The following is a 20,750-nucleotide window of genomic DNA, read 5'->3' as shown; positions in this document are numbered from 1 at the left end:
TCAGTGTTGGCCGATCAGGATGCGGTTCAGGCCGTACACGCGATCGAGCAGCAGCATCGCGCCGGCGGTGATGAGGATGACGAGCGCCGATACCGACGCCATCATCGGATCGATCGATTCGGTCGCGTACATGTACATGCGCACCGGCAGCGTGACCGTCTGCGGCGACGTGACGAAGATCGACATCGTCAGCTCGTCGAAGCTGTTGATGAACGCGAGCAGCCAGCCGCCGGTGATGCCGGGCACGATCATCGGCAGCGTGATGCGGCGGAACGTCGTCCACGGATCGGCGCCGAGCGAGCACGCGGCCTGCTCGATGCTGCGGTCGAGGCCCGCGACGGACGCGAGCACGAGCCGCATCACGAACGGCGTGATGACGATCATGTGCGCGAGCACCAGCCACGCGAACGAACCGGTCGCGCCGATCAGCGCGAAAAAGCGCAGCAGCGCGATGCCGAGCACCAGGCCGGGAATCACGAGCGGCGACAGCAGCAGCCCGTTCAGGAACGCGCGGCCCGGAAACGTCGCGCGGCCGATCGCGAGCCCGGCGGGTAACGCGATCGCGAGCGACAGCGTCGCCGACGCGAACGCGAGCTTCACGCTGTTGGCGAACGCGGTGACGAAGTCGGGATAGTCGAGGATCGCGCGGAACCAGCGCAGCGACAGCCCGTGCGTCGGCAGCGTCAGCGTTTCGTCGGGCGTGAACGCGACGAGCACGACGATCGCGAGCGGCGCGAGCACGAACAGGATCACGAGCGTATGGAACGCAAGGGCGAAGGGGCCGTTCTTGCTCATCGGGAAGCGCCTCCGAGGCTGCGCGCGTAGCGGCGTTCGAGCACGCGGTAGTAGGTGAGCATCACGACGAGGTTCGCGACCAGCAGCAGCACCGCGATCGTCGCGCCGAGCGGCCAGTTCAGTGAGCCGAGGAATTCGTCGTAGACGGCGGTCGCCGCGACCTTCAGGCGACGTCCGCCGAGCAGGCCCGGAATCGCGAATGCGCTCGCCGACAGCCCGAACACCATCAGGCTGCCCGACAGCACGCCCGGCATCAGTTGCGGCACCACGATGCGGCGCAGCGTCGTGAACGGCGAGGCGCCGAGCGACAGCGCCGCGTGCTCGGTCTGCGGATCGAGCCGTTGCAGCGCGGTCCACACGGGAATCACCATGAACGGCAGCATCACGTGAACGAGCGCGATCACGATCGCGAACGTCGTGTATTCGAGCTTGTACGGCCCGAGGCCCGCGAGCCCGAGCGCCTGGTTCACGAGCCCGCTGGTGTTCAGCAGCATGCTCCAGCCGAACGCGCGCACGACGACCGACACGAGCAGCGGCGCGAGGATCACGAGCAGGAACAGCGAGCGCCACGGGTCGCGCATTTTCGACAGCACGTACGCTTCCGGCGTGCCGATCGCGACGCAGATCGCGGTGGTCAGCGCGGCGATGCCGAAGGTGCGCGCGAAGATCGTGTGGAAGTACGACGAGCCGAGCACCTCCGCGTAGTGGCCGAACTGGAACGCGGCGATCGGCCCGGTGGCCGGGTCGAAGCGATAGAACGTGAGCGTGAGGGTCATCGCGAGCGGCACGAGCACGAGCGCGGCGAACAGCGCGAACGCGGGCGCGCACATCAGCCACAGCGGCGCATGGGCGCGCCACGTGGCGCGCGGCAGGCGGCCGCCGGCGGCGCGCGGCATCACCGCATCGCCCGTGGCGGCGGGCGGTGCGAGGCCGGCCGTCGCGCCGTCGGCGGGGAGCGGGCGGGTAGGCTGTCCCATTCAGGCCTCCCGGCGCATCACACGCACCGCGTCGCTATGCCAGTCGACGCCGACCGGCGCGCCTTCCGCGAGCGGCTCCGCGCCTTCGTTCTGGCAGCACACGAGCACTTCGCCGAGCGCGCTGTCGACGCGGTACAGCCACTGGCTGCCGAGGAAGAAGCGGCTCGTGACGGTCGCGGCGAAGCGGCCCGCGCCGGGCGCGCACAGTCGCAGTTTCTCCGGGCGGATGCAGACCGACACGGCGTCGCCGACACGGATGTCGCGCTCGCGCGCCGGCAGGTGGGCGGTGCGGCCCGTTTCCGCGAGATCGTGGCCGAGGTCGATGCGGATCGCGTCGCCGTCGTGCGCGACGATCGTGCCGGGCAGCAGGTTCGCCTTGCCGATGAATTGCGACACGAAATGATTCTCGGGACGTTCGTACGCGCGGTACGGCGTGTCCGTCTGCGTGATGCGGCCGGCTTCCATCACGACCACGCGATCGCTGATCGACAGCGCTTCCGACTGGTCGTGCGTGACCATGATCGTCGTCGTGCCGATCTTGCGCTGGATCGCGCGCAGTTCGAACTGCATGTCCTCGCGCAGCTTCGCGTCGAGATTCGACATCGGCTCGTCGAGCAGCAGCACCGGCGGTTCGATCACGACCGCGCGCGCGATCGCGACGCGTTGCCGCTGGCCGCCGGACAGTTCGCGCGGGAAGCGGTGCGCGAGCGCATCGAGTCGCACGAGCGCGAGCGCCGCGCGGATGCGCTCGGCGCGCTCGGCCTTGTCGACGCCGCGCATGTCGAGGCCGAAGCCGACGTTCTCCGCGACGCTCATGTGCGGAAACAGCGCATAGCTCTGGAACACGATGCCGAGCCCGCGGCGGTTCGGCTTCATGTGCGTGATGTCCTGCCCGTCGAGCGCGATGCGGCCGCGCGTGACGTCGACGAAGCCGGCGATCATCTGCAGCGTCGTGGTCTTGCCGCAGCCCGACGGCCCGAGCAGCGACACGAATTCGCCTTGTTCGACCGACAGGTTGACGTCGGCGACGGCGGTGAGCTCGCCGAACGATTTCGTCAGATCCGTAAGCGTGAGAAACGACATGGAGAGCTCCGGGTTCGCACACCGTGGCCGGTGAGCCGATGACGCGGACTCTAGCCAGCCATATTTCGGAGCGTCAATTTCGAATTCTGCTGAACGAGAGGAATTTCGAAAAAATTCCGATGATCGGAATGGAATGGCGAATCACGTCGGAATCGTTCCGGTGAATGAAGGGCGGTCGGCCCGCGAAATGCGCGCGTCAATCCCGTGCACACCCGGATGCCCGCGCAATTCCGGCGGGACGACAATGGCGGTTACCGTATTCCGTTCACTGAAATCATCGAGGAGAGGCGGCATGCCAGAACCCCAGTCGCCCGGAATGTCGCCGGCCGCACGCGCGCCGCACCCGGACGAGGACGCCGCCGATCCGGGCGGCGCGCCGGGCACCGGCATGCTGCAACGTGCGTTCGCGATCCTGCGCGCACTGGCCGGCATGCAGCAGGACGGCGTGCGCGTCACGCACCTTGCGAAGGCCGTCGGCCTCACGCAGGGCACCGCGCACCGGATCCTGCAATCGCTGATCGCCGAAGGGATGGTCGAGCAAGACGAACAGTCGAAGCTGTACCGGTTGAGCGTCGACTTCTTCGCGCTCGCCGCGCTGGCCGGCAATCCGAGCAGCATGCGCACGCTGTGCCGGCCCGTGCTGCTGCGGCTGTGCGCGAGTCTCGGCGAGACGATCTTCCTGCTCGTGAAAAGCGGCTTCGACGCGGTGTGTCTCGACCTGTGCGAAGGGCCGTTCCCGATCCGCTCGTTTACCGGCGACATCGGCGGGCGCATCGCGCTCGGCGTCGGGCAGGGCAGCCTCGCGATCCTCGCGTTCCTGCCGGAGGCCGAGCGCGAGGAAGTGATCCGCTTCAACGTGCCGCGCATCCGCGGCTACGGCGTGCTCGACGAGGTGTACCTGCGCACCGAGATCGAACGCGTGCGGCAGCTCGGCTACGCGGGCCGCAACAGCGGCGTGCTCGACGGGATGGCCGGCGTCGCGGTGCCGATCCTCGACCGCACCGGCTATCCGGTCGGCGCGCTGAGCGTCGGCACGCTGGCGTCGCGCCTCGGCGACGACCGGATGCCGATGGTCGTCGAACTGCTCAGGCGCCAGGCCGATGCGATCGGCCCGCGCACGAATCCGTTCGACGCCGCGTTGCGGCGGCCGATGCACGGGCTGTCCGGGAAAACCGGATAGGCGCGTCGCGCGTCGCGGGTTCGTCAGCTTGCGTACGCGAGTCCTTCACGTCTGATCGAGGCGCGGATTTTCCAGCGCTTTCGTTTTACTCGCGACGGCACGTCGCCGGCCTGACCTGCACGAACAACGATCGTGGCAGTCGGCCCGTCGCGCCCGCCCGTGCCGCGCACTTACCCGCGCCACACGCCGGACGGCAGCGATACGCGCGGCGTCGATTTCGACACGATGTGCGACGTGTGCGAGGACATCGTCGAAGCGTGCCACGGCGATGCCGACGGCCGGGCCCAATCACGCCAGCGCCGCTTCACCAAGACGAAACTGCGCGACGGCATCGCTGAGCCGCGTGCTCTGATCCTCGAGCGACAGCGCCGCGGCGGCGGCCTCCTCGACCAGTGCGGCGTTGCGCTGCATCGTCTGCTCCATCTGGATGACGGCCGCATTCACCTGCTCGATGCCGGAAGTCTGCTCGTCGAAAGCGATGCTGGTCTCGCCCATGATCGCGTTGACGCGCTCGACCGCGGTGACGAGTTCGGCCATCGCCGAACCGGCGAGCGCGACGAGGCCGCTGCCGTCCTCCACGCGCTGCGTCGAGTTGCCGATGAGCTCGCGGATTTCCTTCGCCGCCGATGCACAGCGCTGCGCGAGCCCGCGCACCTCGGTTGCGACGACCGCGAAGCCGCGCCCCTGCTCGCCCGCTCGCGCCGCTTCGACCGCGGCGTTCAGGGCGAGGATGTTGGTCTGGAACGCGATGCTCTCGATCACGCCGACGATGCCGGAGATCCGCGCGGAGCTGTGCGAAATCGCGGACATCGTTTCGACGACGCGCTGCATCGCGTCGCCGCCTCGCGATGCGATGCCGGCCGCGCCTTGCGCGTAAGTGCGTGCATCGCGCGCGTTGTCCGCGTTCTGGCGCACGGTCGCGGTCAGCTGCTCCACGCTCGCCGCCGCCTGTTGCAGCGACACGGCCTGCTGCTCCGTGCGCGCGGACAGGTCGACGTTGCCGCTCGCGATCGTGCGGACATCGCCGACGATCGTCTCCGTGCTCGTGCGGACCTGCGTCACGGTTTCGACGAGGCCGTCCTGCATCCGCTTCAACGCGTTCAGCAGATACGCCATTTCGTTTTTGCCGGGAATGACGACCGTGCCGGTCAGGTCGCCTTTCGAGATCCTGTCGAAGTGGTCGACGGCGAGATGGATCGGCTCGATGATCGCCTTCGCGAGCACGCGCTGCGCCAGGAAACCGACGATCAGCGCGAACAGCGCGACCGCCGCCATCGCCCACACGATCCGGTGAAAGCGCGTGCCGGCCGCGTCGTAGCGTGCTTTCTGGCGCGCGACCTGGAACGATTCGAGCGCGTCGATCGCATCCTGGTAGGCGGTGAACAGCGCCGGCTGCGCGGTGCGGTGCGTGTCGAGGAAGTCGAATGCGTTGTCTTGGTCGAGTTGCGACATCGCCTTCAGGAACACCTGGTCGAGCAGCGTGCGACGACGCGTTTGCAGCGTGTCGAACAGGGCTTGCTCGTCGGCGTCGCGCGTGTGCAGGCGCGTGTAGGCGTCGAGTTCGTCGTTGCTCTGTTTCAGGAGCGTGTGGAGTTGCGCGATTTCCGCCTTCGCGGGCTGGCCGGCGCTGATGATCTGCGCGACGTCGCTCACGCGTTCGCGCAGCACGAGCATGCGCTCCGAGCTGGTTTTCAGGTGCAGCAGCGACGCGGTGTCGTCGCGGTACATCGCTTCGAGCGAGCCGTTGCCGACATAGAGCGCGGCGATGCACGCGCCGACGACCAGGACGAGCAGCGCCGTATAGCCGGCGATGGTCGCGACGAGTCCGCCGCGGATGGTGAGTTTACGCATGACGTTCCCTTGCCGGCGGCACGAAGGGCGGCCGACGGCGGATGTGGATTCCGGATCACGAACGACGACGGGCGCCGCGTCGCGATGCGGGCGCCGGGATTGCGAACGAGTTAACGGCGGCGATGACCGGAAGTTTTTATCCGAACGCGACGCGAACCCGACGGAATGCGACAGAAAGGGGAGCGGCATGGGTTGCCGCGGCGCGGCAGGGTACTGAATGTCGAGGTGGTAGGGCACGCGTGGGCAGCCGCATCGGCGTCGATTGCGGCTGCCGCCCCCGGCGTTGCCGTCAGCTTCAGGTCCGGAAACCCAACGCCGCGGCCTTCGCGCGCAGGTCGGAGAATCGGTCGGCGGCGGGATTGGCCGCCATTTGCGACGGATCGATGCCCGACACCGAGCTGGACGGCGAAGGCGCGGTGGCCCCTGAACACGTTCCGCCGAACGGCCCTTGCGCGACCGTGAACGCCGGCGCATCCGTACGCGCCGCGCCGGTGAGATCGAGTGCGTAGGCGAGATTGAAGGTCGCTCGATCGCTGCCGCGCACACCGAGCGGCTTCAAGCCGAAGCGCCATTGCAGCAGCGCGTGAATCGAGCTCGGGTCGAACGGATAGCGCGTTACCGTGCCTGCACGCACGCGCGGGCCGAGCAGCGCGAGCGGCACGCGAAAGCCGAGCTTGCCGTCGTTGCCAACCGCGTGCTCGTTGTTGCTGATCGGCCGGATCGGCGGCACGACGTGCTCGAGAAAGCCGCCCCATTCGTCGTAGACGATGATCATCAGCGTGCGGCTCCACGTCGGGCTCGTGCGCAGCGCGTCATACACCTGGTTGAGAAATGCCTGCCCGTCGCGGATGTCCGCGTGCGGGTGGTCGTCCGCGGACGTACCCGACTGCTCGCCGGTGAAAACCGGATCGACCATGCAGAACGGCGGCAGCGTGCCCGCCGCCGCATTCGACAGGAACTCCGAAAACGGACGCGAGATGCCGAGATAGCGCGTGCCGTAAAGCGCGGTGAACGGCACGTCGTGGTAGTAGTAGTTGCAACCGACGTTGGCGTCGCTGAGGTTGTCCCAGATCGTGCGCAGCGACGAGTTGTCGACACTGTCGGTGAGGCGGTCGGTGGCGCCGCTATGCAGATAGAGGCGATTCGGGATCGTGTCGGTCAGGACGCCGGTGAAGTAGAAGTCGCCGATGGTGTAATTGCTCGCCACCGCGTTGAAGAACGGCAGGTCCGCCGCCGTGTAGAAGCCGATCGGCAGCAGGTCGCCCTGGGTCAGGCTCGTGCCTGGCGTGAGGAGCCAGCCGTTCATCGCCCCCGAGGCCAGCTGCGTGCGTCCGCCCTCGTAGCTGTGGTTCGGGTCGTGGTACGCGCACGCCTGATAGCCGTATGCGGGATCGGCCGACAGGGAAAACGGCGCGTGGGTGCCGCCGAACGCGTCCTTGTATTGGCGGTTCGCCGGCATGCCCTCGGCGCCGGGCACCCAGCCCAGGAAGTGATCGAACGAGCGATTTTCCATCGTGACCAGCACGATGTGATCGATGCCCGAACTCGCCGGGTCGGGCAACGCTGGCCGCGGCAGGCTGTAGCGATCGCGAGCATTCGGCGACGGCGTGTCGCCGATCGACGGCGCGGGCGCGTTGCCGTCCGGTGAATTGATGTCTCCATCTCCGCCGCCGCCGCAACCCGGCAATGCGACACTGCCGGCCACGGCGGCAACACCGGCCAGAAAACGGCGGCGGTTGTAGCGGCGATATGCATCTGTCTCGTCCATGACAACGTCTCCTTCGTTATTGGATGCGGCGCTGGCCAGCCGATCACGCATCGCTGCCGCGAAGCGACGCACACTCGCCATGCGGAAAATGCGAGCGGGCGCAAGGCGCAACCTTCATGCCTGCGGGCGACCGTTCGGTGCGGGCTGCTGCGGATGCTGTTGCGCATTCGGCGGGCGCTCGGCCGTCGCACTGGCCGGCTTGCATGTGCGGGTCGCGACTGCTTGTTCGGCGCAGTGCACCATTCGGCGTTTCATGCGTGACGAGGTCGTAGTCGGACGATTGAACGGCGCCAATGCACAGGTCGTTGGTCAAAAGGAATCGACGATCGAGGCATGGCGAGAAGCCGTGCCGGCAGCTTCGTGGCGCCATGTCGTTTGCGAACGCACAGTTGACAGTCGCGGCCGGATTGCGGAGAGTTTCAACATCGTTGCGCGGGCGCAAGCGCGGTGTCCGGTTCCGTGCGTGTGCAACGAGCAAGACGACGGCGCTCGCACGACTGCCGCGCCGACCCGAAACCGCTGCACTGTCGATGCCGATGGTTGAGCGTCGGCGGACATGCTAGGATTTCCGACAAACAACTTCGGAGACTGCCATGCCGTTCATCTGCGAGAACGTTGAATGCCGTGCCGTGCTGGCTCGAGGGCAAGTCAGGTCCCATGAGGAGGACGCGGGCTGGTGCTTCTACTGCCCGGACTGCAAGGCCAGGAACGAGTTGAAGAATATCGGCGCGGCCGACGGCCCTGTCGAGCTGATTCAGCCGGAGCGGTCCGGTCTTCCACACAAGGTCGTCGCGACGGCCCGGCCACTGGAAGACGGCAGATACGCGGCGCAGTTGCGCGTTCAGCGCGCGCTCGCAGTGAAAGGAACATACGCGGCCGAAGAGCAGTGGGAGGAACTTGGCGTGTTCCCCGACCCGCAAGAGGCCGTCGCGCATGCGAGGTCCTTCGCAACGGACCTGCTTGAACCTACAACGTAATCATCGATACCGTCAGTTGTGCTGCGGGTAGTGCCACCGCACTCGCTCGGTGACACTATCCGGACGTAATGAATACGCGTCCTCGGAGCGCCGCACTGTCGTGCGGTTCGAGGCGTCATGACGGTTGCCTGAAACGAAGAAGGGGCGTCGTGCACGCGAGCACGACGCCCCTTTGCATTTCCCGCTCGCGTCCGTCAGTTGTAGATATCGAATGAAGTCGGTGAGTCAGCGTGCGGCGCCGGTGATGCGGGCCATGCTGCGCCGATAGCCGGCGGGCGAGAACGTGGCGTTCAACGCAGCCGTCGACGCGATCACGCCGATGTGCAGCCACCACGCGATCGCGAAGCCGCCGCCCGCGTCGCGCAGCCAGCCGATCAACCACGGGCTCGCGGCGACGATCAGGAAGCCGACGCCCTGCACGAACGCGGCGAGCGCACCCGCGAGCCGCGCGTCGGGCAGATGGTCGAGCGTGACGATCAGGCTCATCGAGAAGAAGCCGCCGAGCCCGAGGCCGACGCTCGTGACCCACAGCCACGGCGCGAACGCGGGCATCGTCGCGAAGCCGACGAAGCCGCCCGCCTGCAACGCGAGCGTGAGCCACAGCACGGCGCGGCGATCGTGCGAACGTTTCGCGAGCAGCGGCATCGCGAGCGCGCCGATTGCCTGGAACAGCGCCATCCACGCGAGCAGGTTGCCGCTCGCCTGCGGGCTCATGCCGACGCTGCGATAGAACGCGGGCAGCCATGCGACGAGGCTCGCATAGCCGCTGTTGCTGAGGCCGAAGAACAGCGCGAGCCGCCAGGCACGCGGAATCCGCGCGAACGCGGCGACGGGCGCGGATGCCGTCGCGGCGTGCACCGCGTCGCGCGGCGCCTTCGCGCGCCACAGCGCGAGCGTGACGAGCGCGGGCACGGCCCACACGGCGAGCGACAGATGCCAGCCGCCGTGCGCGGCGAGCCATGGGCTCGCGATCGCGCCGAACGCACCGCCGCCGACCAGCGCGGCCGAATAGAGCCCCATCGCGAGCGGCAGCCGGTCGACGAACCAGCGCTTGGCGAGGCCGGGTGCGAGCGACTGGATCACCGCGACGCCCGCGCCCGCGACGATCGCGGTGACCACCAGCCCGGTGCTGCCGCCGGTCCACAGGCGCGCGGTGCAACCCGCGGCGATCAGCGCCAGCGCGACGGTCAGCGCGCGGTGTTCGCCGACGCGCCGCGCGAGCCCGACACCGATGCCGGCGACGACGCCCATCAGCACGAACGGCAGCGTGGTCAGCAGCGCGGCCGCGCGGAATCCGAGGCCGGTGTCGGCGCGTACGAGGTCGAGCACGGGGCCGAACGCGGTCAGGAACGGACGCAGGTTGAGGCCGGCCAGCACCAGCAGTGCGAGCGCGCCATAGGACACGTAAGCCGCGTGCGGGCGGGGAACGGCTTGCGCGGTGCCGGGGTCGGTCATCGAGATGCTCCAGAAGGGGCCCGTGGCCCTGTGATGCGATGCCGAAAGGGTAAAGGCGCGCTTGGTCCGCGGAAAATTAAATATTCGACTGGGTGTCAGTGCGGATCGCAATGGCACGGCGCGGCATGACGGGGCCGGATGGGCGGAGCCGGCCGGGTGGCGGCCGTTGCAGCGGCGGCGCGGCGGGTTCGGTGTGATGCAGGGCGCACCTTCGACACGCTGCTATGCGGCCGGTGCGTGCAGGTCGCGGGCGTGTTCACGGGCGGCGACGAGCGTGCGGATCCGCGCGCGATCGGCCGGCGTCGCGGGCGTGAAGACCACGAGGCTCAGATCCGGGCGGCCGGTCACCGAGAACGCCGAGTATTCGAGTGCGATCCGGCCGGCCTGGGGATGACGAATCTCCTTCGTCCCTTCGTCATGCGAATGGATGTCGTGGCTGCGCCACATCGCGTCGAACTCCGCGCTCGCCGCGCGCATCTCGTCGACGAATGCCTGCACGGCCTGCGTCGCGCCGCCGCGCGCGATGTCAGCACGAAACGCGCCCACCGCGAATCGCGCGACGCGTTCCCAGTTCGGCTGCGCGTCACGCACCGCGGCATCAATGAAGATCAGCCGCAGGATGTTGCGCGCGGGCGGCGGCAGCGTGGCGTAGTCGGTCAGCGTCGCGGCGGCCGCGTCGTTCCACGCGACGACGTCCCACGTCGCCGTGCGCACGATCGCGGGGCTGGCGTCGAGCGAATCGAGCACGTGCTGCAGGCGCGGCGTCACGTCGCGGCTCGCGTGATAGCGCACCTCGGGCGGATGACCGAGGCCGATCAGGAACAGGTGCTCGCGTTCGGCGTCGTTCAGCAGCAGCGCGCGGGCGAGCCGTTCGAGCACGTCGGCCGACGGTGCGCCGCCGCGCCCTTGTTCGAGCCACGTGTACCAGGCGGCGCTCACGTGCGCGCGCTGTGCGACTTCCTCGCGGCGCAAGCCCGGCGTGCGGCGGCGCGCGACGGGCAGCCCGAGCGCGGCCGGATCGAGTTTCTCGCGGCGGTCCCGAAGGTACGCGCCGAGCGGGTTGTCGGATGCGTCAGCCATAGCCTGTTAGTTCGTTTACCGGTAAACCGTCACGTCTTCACCGTGCGCGACGCTCGACAGATAGTAAGCCTCTCATTCATCCGGAGGTGTTGAACATGCGTGTCTTTGTTACGGGAGCATCGGGTTTCGTCGGCTCGGCGGTCGTCGCCGAACTCGTGGCCGCCGGGCATTCCGTGCTCGGCCTCGCGCGTTCCGACGCGGCCGCTGCATCGGTCGCCGCCGCGGGCGCGGACGTGCATCGCGGGTCGCTGGAGGATGCCGACAGCCTCACGCGCGGCGTGCAGGGCGTCGATGCGGTGATCCACACGGGATTCAATCACGACTTCTCGCGCTTCGCGGAAAACTGCGAACTCGACCGCCGCGCGATCGAAACGATCGGCGCGGCGCTCGCGGGCTCGACGCGGCCACTGGTCGTCACGTCGGGCCTCGCGCTCGTCGCGCCGGGCCGCGCGGCGACCGAGGACGATGCGCACGTGCCGGTATCGGCGGGCTATCCGCGAGCGTCCGAAGCAACCGCGGCCGCGCTGGCCGCGCGCGGCGTGTGCACGTCGGTCGTGCGCCTGCCGCCGTCCGTGCACGGTGACGGCGATCACGGCTTCGTGCCGCGCCTGATCGCATTCGCACGGGAGAAGGGTGCATCGGCGTATCTCGGCGACGGCGGCAACCGCTGGCCGGCCGTGCACCGGCTCGACGCGGCGCGCGTGTACCGGCTCGCGATCGAACGCAGCGCGCCCGGCGCGCGCTATCACGCGGTCGACGATACGGGCGTGCCGTTCCGCGAGATCGCGGAAGTGATCGGCCGCCGGCTGAACGTGCCGGTCGTGTCGAAATCGGCCGCGCAAGCGGAGGAGCACTTCGGCTGGTTCGCGATGTTCGCGGGAATGGATGCGCCCGCAACGAGCGAGCGCACGCGCGCATGGCTCGACTGGGCGCCGACGCAGGCCGGGTTGCTGGCCGACATCGACCGGCCGCGGTACTTCGAAACCTGACGCGCGCCCGCCGCCCGTCATTCGACCGGATGCAGGTCCTGCAGCAGCGTCGGCACGAGCTCCGACACGGTCGGGTGGATGTGCATCGCGCGGCTGATCGTCGTGTACGGCGCGCCGGCGGCCATCACGTCGAGCAGCGCGTGCACGACCTCGTCGCCCGTCACGCCGAGGATCGACGCGCCGAGAATTGCATGGCTGTCCGCGTCGACGATCACCTTCATGAAACCCTGGCTCTCGCCTTTTTCGACCGCGCGGCCGACGCGCGTCATCGGCCGCGTGCCGACCAGCAGCCGACGGCCGGTCTGCTTCGCTTCCGCGAGCGTCATGCCGACGCGGCCGAGCGGCGGATCGACGTACATCGCGTAGGCGGCGATGCGGTCGGACACCTTGCGCGGATCGCTGTCGAGCAGGTTCGCCGCGACGATCTCGTAGTCGTTGTACGCGGTGTGCGTGAACGCGCCGCGCCCGTTGCAGTCGCCGAGCGCCCAGATGCCGGGCACGTTGGTGCGCAGTTGCTCGTCGACCGTGATGTAGCCGCGCGAGTCGGTCTCGACACCGGCCTGTTCGAGCCCGAGATCGCCGGTGTTCGGCACGCGCCCGACCGCGAGCAGCAGGTGCGAGCCCGCGACCTCGCGGCCGCCGCCCGCGCAGTCGAGGCCGACCACGATGCCGTCGCCGTCGCGCCGCGCATTCAGGCAGTTCGCGTCGAGCTGCACGTCGATGCCTTCGTTCTCGAGAATCTCGCGTACGGCCTGCGACACGTCCTCGTCCTCGCGATGGATCAGGCGCGCGCCCTTCTCGACGATCGTGACCTTCGAGCCGAAACGGCGGTACATCTGGCCGAATTCGAGCCCGACGTAGCTGCCGCCGATGATCACGAGATGCTCGGGCAGGAAGTCGACGTCCATCATCGTCGAGTTGGTCAGGTACGGCACCGCGTCGAGGCCCGGCATCTGCGGGATCTGCGCGCGGCCGCCGACGTTGATGAAGATGCGTTCGGCCTCGAGCAACTTGTCGCCCACGCGCACCGCATCGGGGCGCTCGAAGCGGGCATGGCCCTGAAACACGGTCGTGTTGTCGAGCCCGCGCACCCATTGCTCGACGCCGTGGTTCGAGCGGCCGGAGATCCGGTCCTTGCGCGCCTTCACGGCCTTCATGTCGACGCTGACAGGGCCGACCGACACGCCGTATTCGGCCGCGCGCCGCGCGAGCTGCGCGGCGTACGCGCTCGCGATCAGGGTCTTGGTCGGAATGCAGCCGGTGTTCACGCAGGTGCCGCCGAAGCGGCCGCGCTCGACGATCGCGACTTTCATGCCGGCGCCGGCGAGCCGCGCCGCGAGTGGCGGCCCGGCTTGCCCGGTGCCGATGACGATCGCGTCGAAGTGTTGCGTCATGACGTCCTCCTGCGCTGGTTCAACGTGGGAAGGGAGGCGCGCAAGCCGCATGCCGCGCCGGCGCGTGCCCGAACGGCGACGCGCGCCTATGGTAGACCGGTTGGCGCGGGTGTGCGAGTTTGCATGGATGCGCGCGAGACGGAACATGCTTCATTCCCGACCGGGCGGGCGGCTTCCCGCCCCGTGGCAATGTGGCCCCGTGATGTGTCCCTGCATCGACCGCTCGCGGCCGGAAGGGCCGGGGGCCGGCGCGGTGTCAACGCTTCGATCGAGCGGATCGCTTGCGGTCCGGGGCCGCCTTGGCTACGTCGACCGGAACGAACGGGGCCTCGAAGTGCTTGACGAGAAAGTCGATGAACGCGCGGGCCCGCGTCGATTCGTTGCGTTGCCCGGGATAGTAGACGAACAGGTCGGCGGACGGCAGGACGACGTCGGGCAGCACGAGACGCAGTCTGCCGCTCTGGATGTATTTGGCGAGATCCCACTCCGAGCGGATCAGGATGCCGTGACCGTCCAGCGCCCAGCGCAGCACGATGTCGCCGTCGTTGCTGGACAGCGAGCCGCTCACCTTCAGCGCTTCGAGGTGATCCTCCTGCATGAAGCGCCACACGCCGAACGCATCGTCGTTCTGCGTGTGGATGATGCAGCGGTGATGCGCGAGATCCTCCTTGCACTGCGGCACGCCGTGGCGCTCGAGATACTTCGGCGATGCACACAGGAACCGGCGATTGCTCATCAGGCGGCGCGCCCTCAAGCGCTGGTCCGGCAACTCGCCGAACCGGATGGCCATGTCGAATGCGCCTTCGACGAGGTCGACCGGGCGATCGGTGACCACGAACTGGACATCGACGTTCGGATAGCGCTTCGCGAATTCCGACACCAGCGGTGCGATGGTCGTGCGCCCGAAACCGAGCGTCGCATTGATGCGCAACCGCCCGTGCGGGTCCGCGGGCGTGCCCGCGATCGCGTCCTCCATCTCGCGCACCTGGTCGAGAATCTGCGTGGCGTACCGCGCGTACATCTCGCCTTCCGGGGTCAGGCTGACGCTGCGGGTGGTCCGGTTGACCAGCCGCTTGCCGAACCGGTCTTCGAGAATGCCGAGCCGCTTGGTTGCCGCGGGCGGCGTGATCCCGAGCGAGCGGGCCGCGCCCGACAGACTCTTCAGTTTGGCGAGCTGGACGAAGAACTCGAAGTCGGAGGTCGAATCAGTTCTCACTTTTGGTAAAAAATGAAATGAATTGAGGTGAATTATAGGGCGCTCTCCGCGGACTATGCTCCGTCTCGTTGCAGCAACGTGCATGCAATCGAGATACCCCGCAAACGTGCCAGTCCAGGAGACGCCGCCATGAGAATCGTCGAGATTCGCGAACAAACCGTTCCGATCAGTTCCCCGATCCGCAACGCCTACATCGACTTCAGCAAGATGACGCTGAGCCTCGTCGCCGTGATCACCGACGTGATCCGGGACGGCAAGCCGGTCGTCGGCTACGGCTTCAATTCGAACGGCCGCTACGGCCAGGGCAAGCTCATGCGCGAGCGCTTCATCCCGCGCATTCTCGAAGCCGACCCCGGTGCGCTCGTCAACGATGCCGGCGACAACCTCGATCCGCACCGAATCTGGGCGACGATGTTCACCAACGAGAAGCCGGGCGGCCATGGCGAGCGCTCGGTCGCGATCGGCACGATCGACATGGCGGTGTGGGACGCGGTGGCCAAGATCGAAGGCAAGCCGCTGTTCCAGCTGCTGGCGGACCGCTACGGCGACGGCCGGCCGGACCGCAGGATCTTCGTGTATGCGGCGGGCGGCTACTACTATCCGGGCCAGGATCACGAGAAGCTGAAGGACGAGATGCGCAGCTACATCGACCGCGGTTACACGGTCGTGAAGAAGAAGATCGGCGGCGCATCGCTCGACGAAGACCTGCGACGCATCGACGCGATCCTCAGCGTGCTCGGCGATGGCCAGAAGCTCGCCGTCGACGCCAACGGCCGCTTCGATCTCGACACCGCGATCCGCTATGCGAAGGCGCTTTCGCAATACGACCTGTTCTGGTACGAGGAACCGGGCGATCCGCTCGACTTCGAGCTGCAGGCGACGCTGCGCAATTACTACGACAAGCCGATGGCGACGGGCGAGGACCTGTTCTCGATGCAGGATGCCCGCAACCTGATCCGCTACGGCGGCATGCGCGCCGACCGCGACTGGCTGCAGTTCGACTGTGCGCTGAGCTACGGCCTCGTCGAGTATCTGCGCACGCTCGACATGCTGCGCCAGCACGGCTGGTCGCCGAGCCGCTGCATTCCGCACGGCGGTCACCAGATGTCGCTCAACATCGCGGCCGGCCTCGGCCTCGGCGGCAACGAGTCGTACCCGGACCTGTTCCAGCCGTACGGCGGCTTCCCCGACGGCGTGAAGGTCGACAACGGCTACATCACGATGCCGGACCTGCCGGGCATCGGCTTCGAAGGCAAGGCCGACCTGTACGCGCAAATGCGGAAGCTGTCCGCATAAGCGTTGTCGGCAAGGTGCGCCGGACGCTCGACGGCGCACCGCATCACATCACACAACAATCAGTCGGGCAGGCGGAATCGGCATGGGCGTTCAGGGCGATCGGCTGCATCGCCGGCACGCGTGCGCTTTCCGGAAACAGGACGCCATGCACAGGAGACAGTCATGCTGGCATCACGCATTCGCAGAACGCTTTCCAAACTCTACGTCCAGGTTCTGATCGGCATCGTCGCCGGCATCCTCGTCGGGCACTTCTACCCCGATATCGGCTCCCAGCTCAAGCCGCTCGGCGACCTGTTCATCAAGCTGATCCGGATGTTGCTCGCGCCGATCATCTTTGCGTCGGTCGTGGTCGGCATCGCCCGCATGACCGATCTTCACGAAGCCGGCCGGGTGGGTGTCAAGGCCGTGCTGTATTTCGAAGCCGCGTCCACTGTCGCGCTCGTGGTCGGGATGGCGGTCGTCAACCTGATCCGGCCGGGCAGCGGGATGAACGCCGATCCGGCGAAGATCGACGGCGCCGCAATCGCCAGCTACACGCACGCGGCGCAGCATCACGGCACGCTCGACTTCCTGATGAGCATCGTGCCGGGCAGTGTCGTCGGCGCTTTCGCGAACGGCGAGATACTGCCGATCATCTTCTTCTCGGTCATCTTCGCGATCGCGCTCGCGAAACTCGGCCCGAGGACGGCGCCGCTCGTGGACATGCTGGACATGTTCCTGCAAGGGATGTTCGGGGTCGTGCGCATCGTGATGCATGTGGCGCCCGCCGGCGCATTCGGCGGGATGGCGTTCACCATCGCCAGATACGGGATCGGCACGCTCGCACAGTTCGGACAACTGATGCTGTGCCTGTACCTCACGTCGATCCTGTTCGTCGTCGTGGCGCTCGGCCTCGTCATGCGCGTGTGCGGGTTGTCGCTGTGGCAATACCTGCGTTATATCCGCGATGAGATCCTGATCACGCTCGGCACGGCATCGACGGAAGCCGTGCTGCCGCAGATGCTGCTCAAGATGGAGCGAATGGGTTGCTCGCGTCCGGTCGTCGGGATGGTGCTGCCCACCGGCTATACCTTCAATGCCGACGGCACCGCGATCTACCTGACGATGGCGTCGCTGTTCATCGCGCAGGCATTCAACATCCACTTGTCGATCTGGGACCAGCTTCTGCTGCTCGGCGTGCTGCTGCTGACGTCGAAGGGCTCGGCGGGTGTCGCGGGCGCGGGTTTCGTCGCGCTGGCCGCAACCTTGTCGACCATGCATCAGGTGCCCGTATCGGGTCTGGTCCTGCTGCTCGGCGTCGATCGCTTCCTGAACGAGGCGCGCGCCGTCACGAACCTGATCGGCAACGGCGTGGCAACGGTCGTGGTGGCCCGCTGGGAAGGGGCGATGGACCTCGACAAGGCCCGGGCCGTTCTCGATCGTCGCGCCGGGGCGGAGTCGCTCGTCGCGGACGAGCACGACGCGGGACCGCCGGCGCCGCAGCGGCACACGCAGGCGAGCGCGCCGGGCATGCAATCGAATGTGCGCTAGTCGCGGCGTGTCAGGAACACGGACACGCGCATGACGAAACCTGCGCATGCTCGCCGCGCGCGGGTTTCATTCCTTGCGCCGCCACTGGCTGAACGACACCGGCTTGCGCGCGTCGGCCCGCACCACGCTGACGAAGTCGGGCTTGCCAGGATCGACCGGAAACGATTCGATATGGATCTGGCTGGAAAACACCCATTCGTGCGTGCGCGGGACGTAGTGAAACGTCACGTAGTCGCTCCAGTGCTGTCCGCATGCGACGTCGTTCTGCACCGTGAAATAGCGGCCCTTCACGGCGATCCCACCCTCGGCGGCGGATTCCGGATCGAACGGGTCGCACTGCAGCGCGTCGTTCGCGCGCAGCACGACGTTGTCGTTGCGCGCGGCGAGCCGATAGGTGTGGTCGGCCTGTTCCTCATAGATCAGGAGCGGGCGCGGCGACGGCTGCTCGCGCGTGTCGGTCGCGCGATGCACGACGACGAGCAGGGTGCGCCGGCCGTTGCCGAGTGCCGGGCCGGGCTGCGCGACGAAAGGCTGATAGCCGGCCGGCAACTGCGCGGCGATCGACGGCGGCAGCAGCGGCGCTGCCTGCGCATGGCAGCACCACGCGGCGAACAGCGGAACGAGGAGGGCTCGATGAACCGCCGGGGCCGGTGCGCGCATCGTGCCCCTCACAGATCCCGCCCGAGAAACTCGGTGCCGGGCACCGGATTGAACGCAACGGGCGCCGCGGGCGTGAAGCCGAGCGAACCATACAGTTGCCTTGCGGCGGCGAATTCGGGCAGCACGGTCATGGCGGGTGGTGCGGGATGGCGGGAACGGCAGCCAGCATAGCAGCGCGCGGGTGCTTCCGGCGGCTCGCGAAGCGTGCCAGAATCAGCGACTTCACCGTCGGAATCGACACGATACGACACGCAGGCGCCGGCGCTTCGGCGTCGCTGATCAAGGAGACTTCGATGACTGCATCGGCTGCCGTACTCGCCATTCTGGCCGCGCTATGGCTCGGCGCGATGATTCCGGGCCCGAGTTTCGTGCTGGTCGCCCGCAATTCGATCGGGCTGTCGCGCCGCGACGGGCTCGCTACCGCGCTCGGCATGGGCGTCGGCGGGATCGCGTTCGGCGGCGTCGCGCTGGCCGGGCTCTACACGCTGCTGCAGACGGTCGAATGGCTGTACGTCGGGCTCAAGGTGGCGGGCGGCGCGTACCTGATCTACATGGCGTTGAAGATCTGGCGCGGCGCCGAGCGGCCGATCGCGATGGACGACCCGCAGGCCTCCCTCGCCGGCAGCACGCGCAAGTCGTTCTGGATCGGCCTCACGACCCAACTGAGCAACCCGAAGACGGCGATCTGGTATGGCAGCATCTTCGCGGCGCTGTTGCCGCAGCATCCGCCGCTGTGGTGCTACCTGGCGCTGCCGCCGCTCGTGTTCGGCGTCGAGTGCGGCTGGTACACGATCGTCGCGCTGTGCTTCTCGACCCGCCGGCCGCGCGAGCTTTACCTGCGCGCGAAGAAGTGGGTCGACCGCGTCGCGGCCGGCGCGATCACGCTGCTGGGGCTGCGGCTGATCCTGAACGCGCCGAAGGCCGGGATCTGACGACGGCGGTGTCGCCGGGGTGCACCGCCGTTTCATTCCTGACGGACATGCCGCCATGGCCGGTCATGCCGACGGGCGATGGGCCAGCCCGCTTCGTCCGACGCGCAAGCGCGCGTCACGCCGCCGGATACCGCTCGATCAGCGCCGCGAACCGCGCTTCATCCGGAAACGCCGTCACTTCGTACCGCACCGGCCGGTGCGCGGTGGCCGTCATCAGGTCGCCGCATGCGTCCCGCAGCGCGGCCATCGGCACGTGGGCCGACTGCCGCGTCGCTTCCCGATACAGCACGACGATGTCCGTCTCGGGCAGCAGCGTCGGCACGCCGTCGCTCCACACGCCGTCGCTCCACACGCCGACGCTGAACAGCTCGCCGTTCTGCCGCCGGTACACGGTGTAGGTCGCGACGAAGATGTCGGTGCCGTCCCGCTGGTGCAGGTCGTTGAGCAGTGCCCGCTGATCCTGGTAGTCGCCGGCGAGTTCGTCCACGCGCAGCGCATGCAGCTTCGCTTCCAGTCCTTTGGGAACAAAATTCCGCCACGCGGCGCCGTCCCAGCGCAGCATCAGCGACGGCAGCGGGCGCGGCTGCGCGCGCGCCTGTTCGGCGAGTTCGACCATCGTCGCGAGCCCGGCCGCATTGCGGTCGCCGGTGAGCAGCAGCACCGTCCGGTTCGGCGCCATCACCACCGGTGCGCCGGAGATCGGCTGGCGGTGCAGCAGGTCGGTCAGCAGCAGCCGCGCCGCGTCGTAGTAGTCGCCGAACTGCGACAGGAACACGCCGTCGCGCAACGCGGCCCACGGCGCCGACGACATGCCGCGCAGGTTGTCGATCGCGACGTCGCATGCGTCGTCGAAAGTGACGCCCCATTCGGCGAGCCGCGCGGTCGTCAGCCGCGCGACACTGAATTCGCCGTCGTACGCGATGCCGATCTCGAGGTTCTCGCACAGCGGCCGGAACGCGACTTCCGACGCGCCGGGTTGTCCGGCGAGCTGCAGCGCGACCGCGCCGCGCTCGGTCGCGCTACGGATCACGGGGCGCAGCCGCGTGCGGACGTCCGCGAAGTTCGACGGAATCTCGTGCTGCATCATCGCGTTCGCCTGGCGCTTCAGCGTCGCTTCGCGCTCGGCCGGCTTCGCGCCCGCGTAGTCGCGGAACAGGTTGTGCAGGTTGATGATGTTCGACGGGACATCCGCTTGCACGAGACGGCCCTTGTCGTCCTCGTGAAGCCACTCGCGCGTGTCGCCGGTCGCCCGCAGCGCGGCGATCAGGCGTTCGGCGAAGTCCTGCCGGGTCGGCGGTTTGCTGAAACGCTCGCGCAGGCGCGCGACGAAGTCTGAAAGCATCGTGAGCGGTCGGGCGGGCCCGTCTGTTATTGGTTCTGTTGTCATGGGCGGCGGCACCCGTCTCGCCGGGGCGCCGACTGCGGCCCGCGGATATCGGCCGGATATCCGTCACGCGTCCGGCGACCCGCGCGCCGGGTGCATGGTGGCGCGGGCCCGCAGCGGGCGCGATCGCGTGGCGGGTGTCGCGATGGTACCGCACCGCGTGGCGAAATCGTACACAGGCGA

The 20,750-nt window shown here is 68.0% G+C and carries 17 protein-coding genes and 1 pseudogene; 6 read left to right on the top strand and 12 right to left on the bottom strand.

The window, feature by feature from the left end:
- Genes ACVK00_RS02985 through ACVK00_RS02975 form a run of 3 tightly spaced genes read right to left on the bottom strand, consistent with a single transcriptional unit; the run spans position 1 to position 2,855 of the window.
- Positions 1–795 (bottom strand): ABC transporter permease, encoded by a 795-nt coding sequence (locus ACVK00_RS02985; RefSeq protein ID WP_006759617.1) that lies wholly within the window; start codon positions 793–795, stop codon positions 1–3.
- Entirely contained in the window at positions 792–1,772 is a 981-nt protein-coding gene (locus ACVK00_RS02980; protein ID WP_284891159.1) for an ABC transporter permease, read from the bottom strand. Before ACVK00_RS02980 ends, ACVK00_RS02985 begins: the two co-directional genes overlap by 4 nt.
- A complete protein-coding gene (locus ACVK00_RS02975) occupies positions 1,773–2,855 on the bottom strand; it encodes an ABC transporter ATP-binding protein (RefSeq protein WP_006759615.1) in 1,083 nt (360 codons plus the stop codon). It lies immediately after the preceding gene.
- A 292-nt stretch (positions 2,856–3,147) separates the two neighbouring features.
- Between ACVK00_RS02975 and ACVK00_RS02970 the strand changes: the two genes are divergently transcribed.
- Entirely contained in the window at positions 3,148–4,035 is an 888-nt protein-coding gene (locus ACVK00_RS02970) for an IclR family transcriptional regulator (RefSeq protein ID WP_284891160.1), read from the top strand.
- 288 nt (positions 4,036–4,323) lie between these two features.
- Here ACVK00_RS02970 and ACVK00_RS02965 read toward each other — a convergent pair whose 3' ends face one another.
- Together ACVK00_RS02965 and ACVK00_RS02960 are read right to left on the bottom strand one after the other, a co-directional pair.
- Positions 4,324–5,886: a methyl-accepting chemotaxis protein gene (locus ACVK00_RS02965; protein ID WP_284891161.1), complete on the bottom strand. Its 1,563-nt coding sequence runs from the start codon at positions 5,884–5,886 to the stop codon at positions 4,324–4,326.
- A 295-nt stretch (positions 5,887–6,181) separates the two neighbouring features.
- Positions 6,182–7,654 (bottom strand): alkaline phosphatase family protein, encoded by a 1,473-nt coding sequence (locus tag ACVK00_RS02960; RefSeq protein ID WP_284891162.1) that lies wholly within the window; start codon positions 7,652–7,654, stop codon positions 6,182–6,184.
- Positions 7,655–8,247: 593 nt separating this feature from the next.
- Here ACVK00_RS02960 and ACVK00_RS02955 point away from each other — a divergent pair.
- Positions 8,248–8,631: a hypothetical protein gene (locus ACVK00_RS02955; protein WP_228909156.1), complete on the top strand. Its 384-nt coding sequence runs from the start codon at positions 8,248–8,250 to the stop codon at positions 8,629–8,631.
- A 225-nt stretch (positions 8,632–8,856) separates the two neighbouring features.
- On the opposite strand, the gene ACVK00_RS02950 is transcribed toward ACVK00_RS02955, so the two are convergent.
- Complete coding sequence (locus tag ACVK00_RS02950) at positions 8,857–10,086, bottom strand: cyanate transporter (RefSeq protein WP_284891163.1); 1,230 nt, start codon at positions 10,084–10,086, stop codon at positions 8,857–8,859.
- 222 nt (positions 10,087–10,308) lie between these two features.
- Positions 10,309–11,166: a helix-turn-helix transcriptional regulator gene (locus tag ACVK00_RS02945; protein WP_284891164.1), complete on the bottom strand. Its 858-nt coding sequence runs from the start codon at positions 11,164–11,166 to the stop codon at positions 10,309–10,311.
- Positions 11,167–11,261: 95 nt separating this feature from the next.
- Between ACVK00_RS02945 and ACVK00_RS02940 the strand changes: the two genes are divergently transcribed.
- Positions 11,262–12,155 carry an SDR family oxidoreductase gene (locus ACVK00_RS02940; RefSeq protein ID WP_284891165.1) on the top strand — a complete coding sequence of 298 codons (894 nt, stop codon included), beginning with the start codon at positions 11,262–11,264 and terminating at the stop codon, positions 12,153–12,155.
- 17 nt (positions 12,156–12,172) lie between these two features.
- Here the strand turns inward: ACVK00_RS02940 and ACVK00_RS02935 are convergent, their stop codons facing one another.
- On the bottom strand, positions 12,173–13,549 hold the full coding sequence (locus tag ACVK00_RS02935) for an FAD-containing oxidoreductase (RefSeq protein WP_284891166.1): 1,377 nt from the start codon (positions 13,547–13,549) through the stop codon (positions 12,173–12,175).
- 256 nt (positions 13,550–13,805) lie between these two features.
- Positions 13,806–14,765, bottom strand: a complete 960-nt coding sequence (locus ACVK00_RS02930) for a LysR family transcriptional regulator (RefSeq protein ID WP_284891244.1) — start codon at positions 14,763–14,765, stop codon at positions 13,806–13,808.
- 129 nt (positions 14,766–14,894) lie between these two features.
- On the opposite strand from ACVK00_RS02930, the gene ACVK00_RS02925 reads away from it, so the two are divergent.
- Positions 14,895–16,061 carry a mandelate racemase/muconate lactonizing enzyme family protein gene (locus tag ACVK00_RS02925; protein ID WP_175726891.1) on the top strand — a complete coding sequence of 389 codons (1,167 nt, stop codon included), beginning with the start codon at positions 14,895–14,897 and terminating at the stop codon, positions 16,059–16,061.
- A 162-nt stretch (positions 16,062–16,223) separates the two neighbouring features.
- Positions 16,224–17,591 (top strand): C4-dicarboxylate transporter DctA, encoded by a 1,368-nt coding sequence (gene dctA / locus ACVK00_RS02920; RefSeq protein WP_284891167.1) that lies wholly within the window; start codon positions 16,224–16,226, stop codon positions 17,589–17,591.
- 66 nt (positions 17,592–17,657) lie between these two features.
- On the opposite strand, the gene ACVK00_RS02915 is transcribed toward dctA, so the two are convergent.
- Both ACVK00_RS02915 and ACVK00_RS02910 read right to left on the bottom strand, forming a co-directional pair.
- Positions 17,658–18,251 (bottom strand): hypothetical protein, encoded by a 594-nt coding sequence (locus ACVK00_RS02915; RefSeq protein WP_284891168.1) that lies wholly within the window; start codon positions 18,249–18,251, stop codon positions 17,658–17,660.
- 8 nt (positions 18,252–18,259) lie between these two features.
- A pseudogene (locus ACVK00_RS02910) lies at positions 18,260–18,382 on the bottom strand (GNAT family N-acetyltransferase); the annotation flags it as partial.
- 162 nt (positions 18,383–18,544) lie between these two features.
- On the opposite strand from ACVK00_RS02910, the gene ACVK00_RS02905 reads away from it, so the two are divergent.
- Positions 18,545–19,183 carry a LysE family translocator gene (locus tag ACVK00_RS02905; RefSeq protein WP_284891169.1) on the top strand — a complete coding sequence of 213 codons (639 nt, stop codon included), beginning with the start codon at positions 18,545–18,547 and terminating at the stop codon, positions 19,181–19,183.
- A gap of 115 nt (positions 19,184–19,298) precedes the next feature.
- Here ACVK00_RS02905 and ACVK00_RS02900 read toward each other — a convergent pair whose 3' ends face one another.
- Positions 19,299–20,525 carry a hypothetical protein gene (locus ACVK00_RS02900; RefSeq protein WP_354123187.1) on the bottom strand — a complete coding sequence of 409 codons (1,227 nt, stop codon included), beginning with the start codon at positions 20,523–20,525 and terminating at the stop codon, positions 19,299–19,301.
- Between the last annotated feature and the right edge of the window lie 225 nt (positions 20,526–20,750).

Source organism: Burkholderia sp. PvR073 (genome assembly GCF_054055695.1).
This window is presented reverse-complemented; position numbering and strand designations above follow the sequence as displayed.

Coding starts and splice junctions, on each gene's coding strand:
- ACVK00_RS02985 (WP_006759617.1), bottom strand. CDS start 795: ATGAGCAAGAACGGCCCCTTCGCCCTTGCGTTCCATACGCTCGTGATC.
- ACVK00_RS02980 (WP_284891159.1), bottom strand. CDS start 1,772: ATGGGACAGCCTACCCGCCCGCTCCCCGCCGACGGCGCGACGGCCGGC.
- ACVK00_RS02975 (WP_006759615.1), bottom strand. CDS start 2,855: ATGTCGTTTCTCACGCTTACGGATCTGACGAAATCGTTCGGCGAGCTC.
- ACVK00_RS02970 (WP_284891160.1), top strand. CDS start 3,148: ATGCCAGAACCCCAGTCGCCCGGAATGTCGCCGGCCGCACGCGCGCCG.
- ACVK00_RS02965 (WP_284891161.1), bottom strand. CDS start 5,886: ATGCGTAAACTCACCATCCGCGGCGGACTCGTCGCGACCATCGCCGGC.
- ACVK00_RS02960 (WP_284891162.1), bottom strand. CDS start 7,654: ATGGACGAGACAGATGCATATCGCCGCTACAACCGCCGCCGTTTTCTG.
- ACVK00_RS02955 (WP_228909156.1), top strand. CDS start 8,248: ATGCCGTTCATCTGCGAGAACGTTGAATGCCGTGCCGTGCTGGCTCGA.
- ACVK00_RS02950 (WP_284891163.1), bottom strand. CDS start 10,086: ATGACCGACCCCGGCACCGCGCAAGCCGTTCCCCGCCCGCACGCGGCT.
- ACVK00_RS02945 (WP_284891164.1), bottom strand. CDS start 11,166: ATGGCTGACGCATCCGACAACCCGCTCGGCGCGTACCTTCGGGACCGC.
- ACVK00_RS02940 (WP_284891165.1), top strand. CDS start 11,262: ATGCGTGTCTTTGTTACGGGAGCATCGGGTTTCGTCGGCTCGGCGGTC.
- ACVK00_RS02935 (WP_284891166.1), bottom strand. CDS start 13,549: ATGACGCAACACTTCGACGCGATCGTCATCGGCACCGGGCAAGCCGGG.
- ACVK00_RS02925 (WP_175726891.1), top strand. CDS start 14,895: ATGAGAATCGTCGAGATTCGCGAACAAACCGTTCCGATCAGTTCCCCG.
- dctA (WP_284891167.1), top strand. CDS start 16,224: ATGCTGGCATCACGCATTCGCAGAACGCTTTCCAAACTCTACGTCCAG.
- ACVK00_RS02915 (WP_284891168.1), bottom strand. CDS start 18,251: ATGCGCGCACCGGCCCCGGCGGTTCATCGAGCCCTCCTCGTTCCGCTG.
- ACVK00_RS02905 (WP_284891169.1), top strand. CDS start 18,545: ATGACTGCATCGGCTGCCGTACTCGCCATTCTGGCCGCGCTATGGCTC.
- ACVK00_RS02900 (WP_354123187.1), bottom strand. CDS start 20,525: ATGCTTTCAGACTTCGTCGCGCGCCTGCGCGAGCGTTTCAGCAAACCG.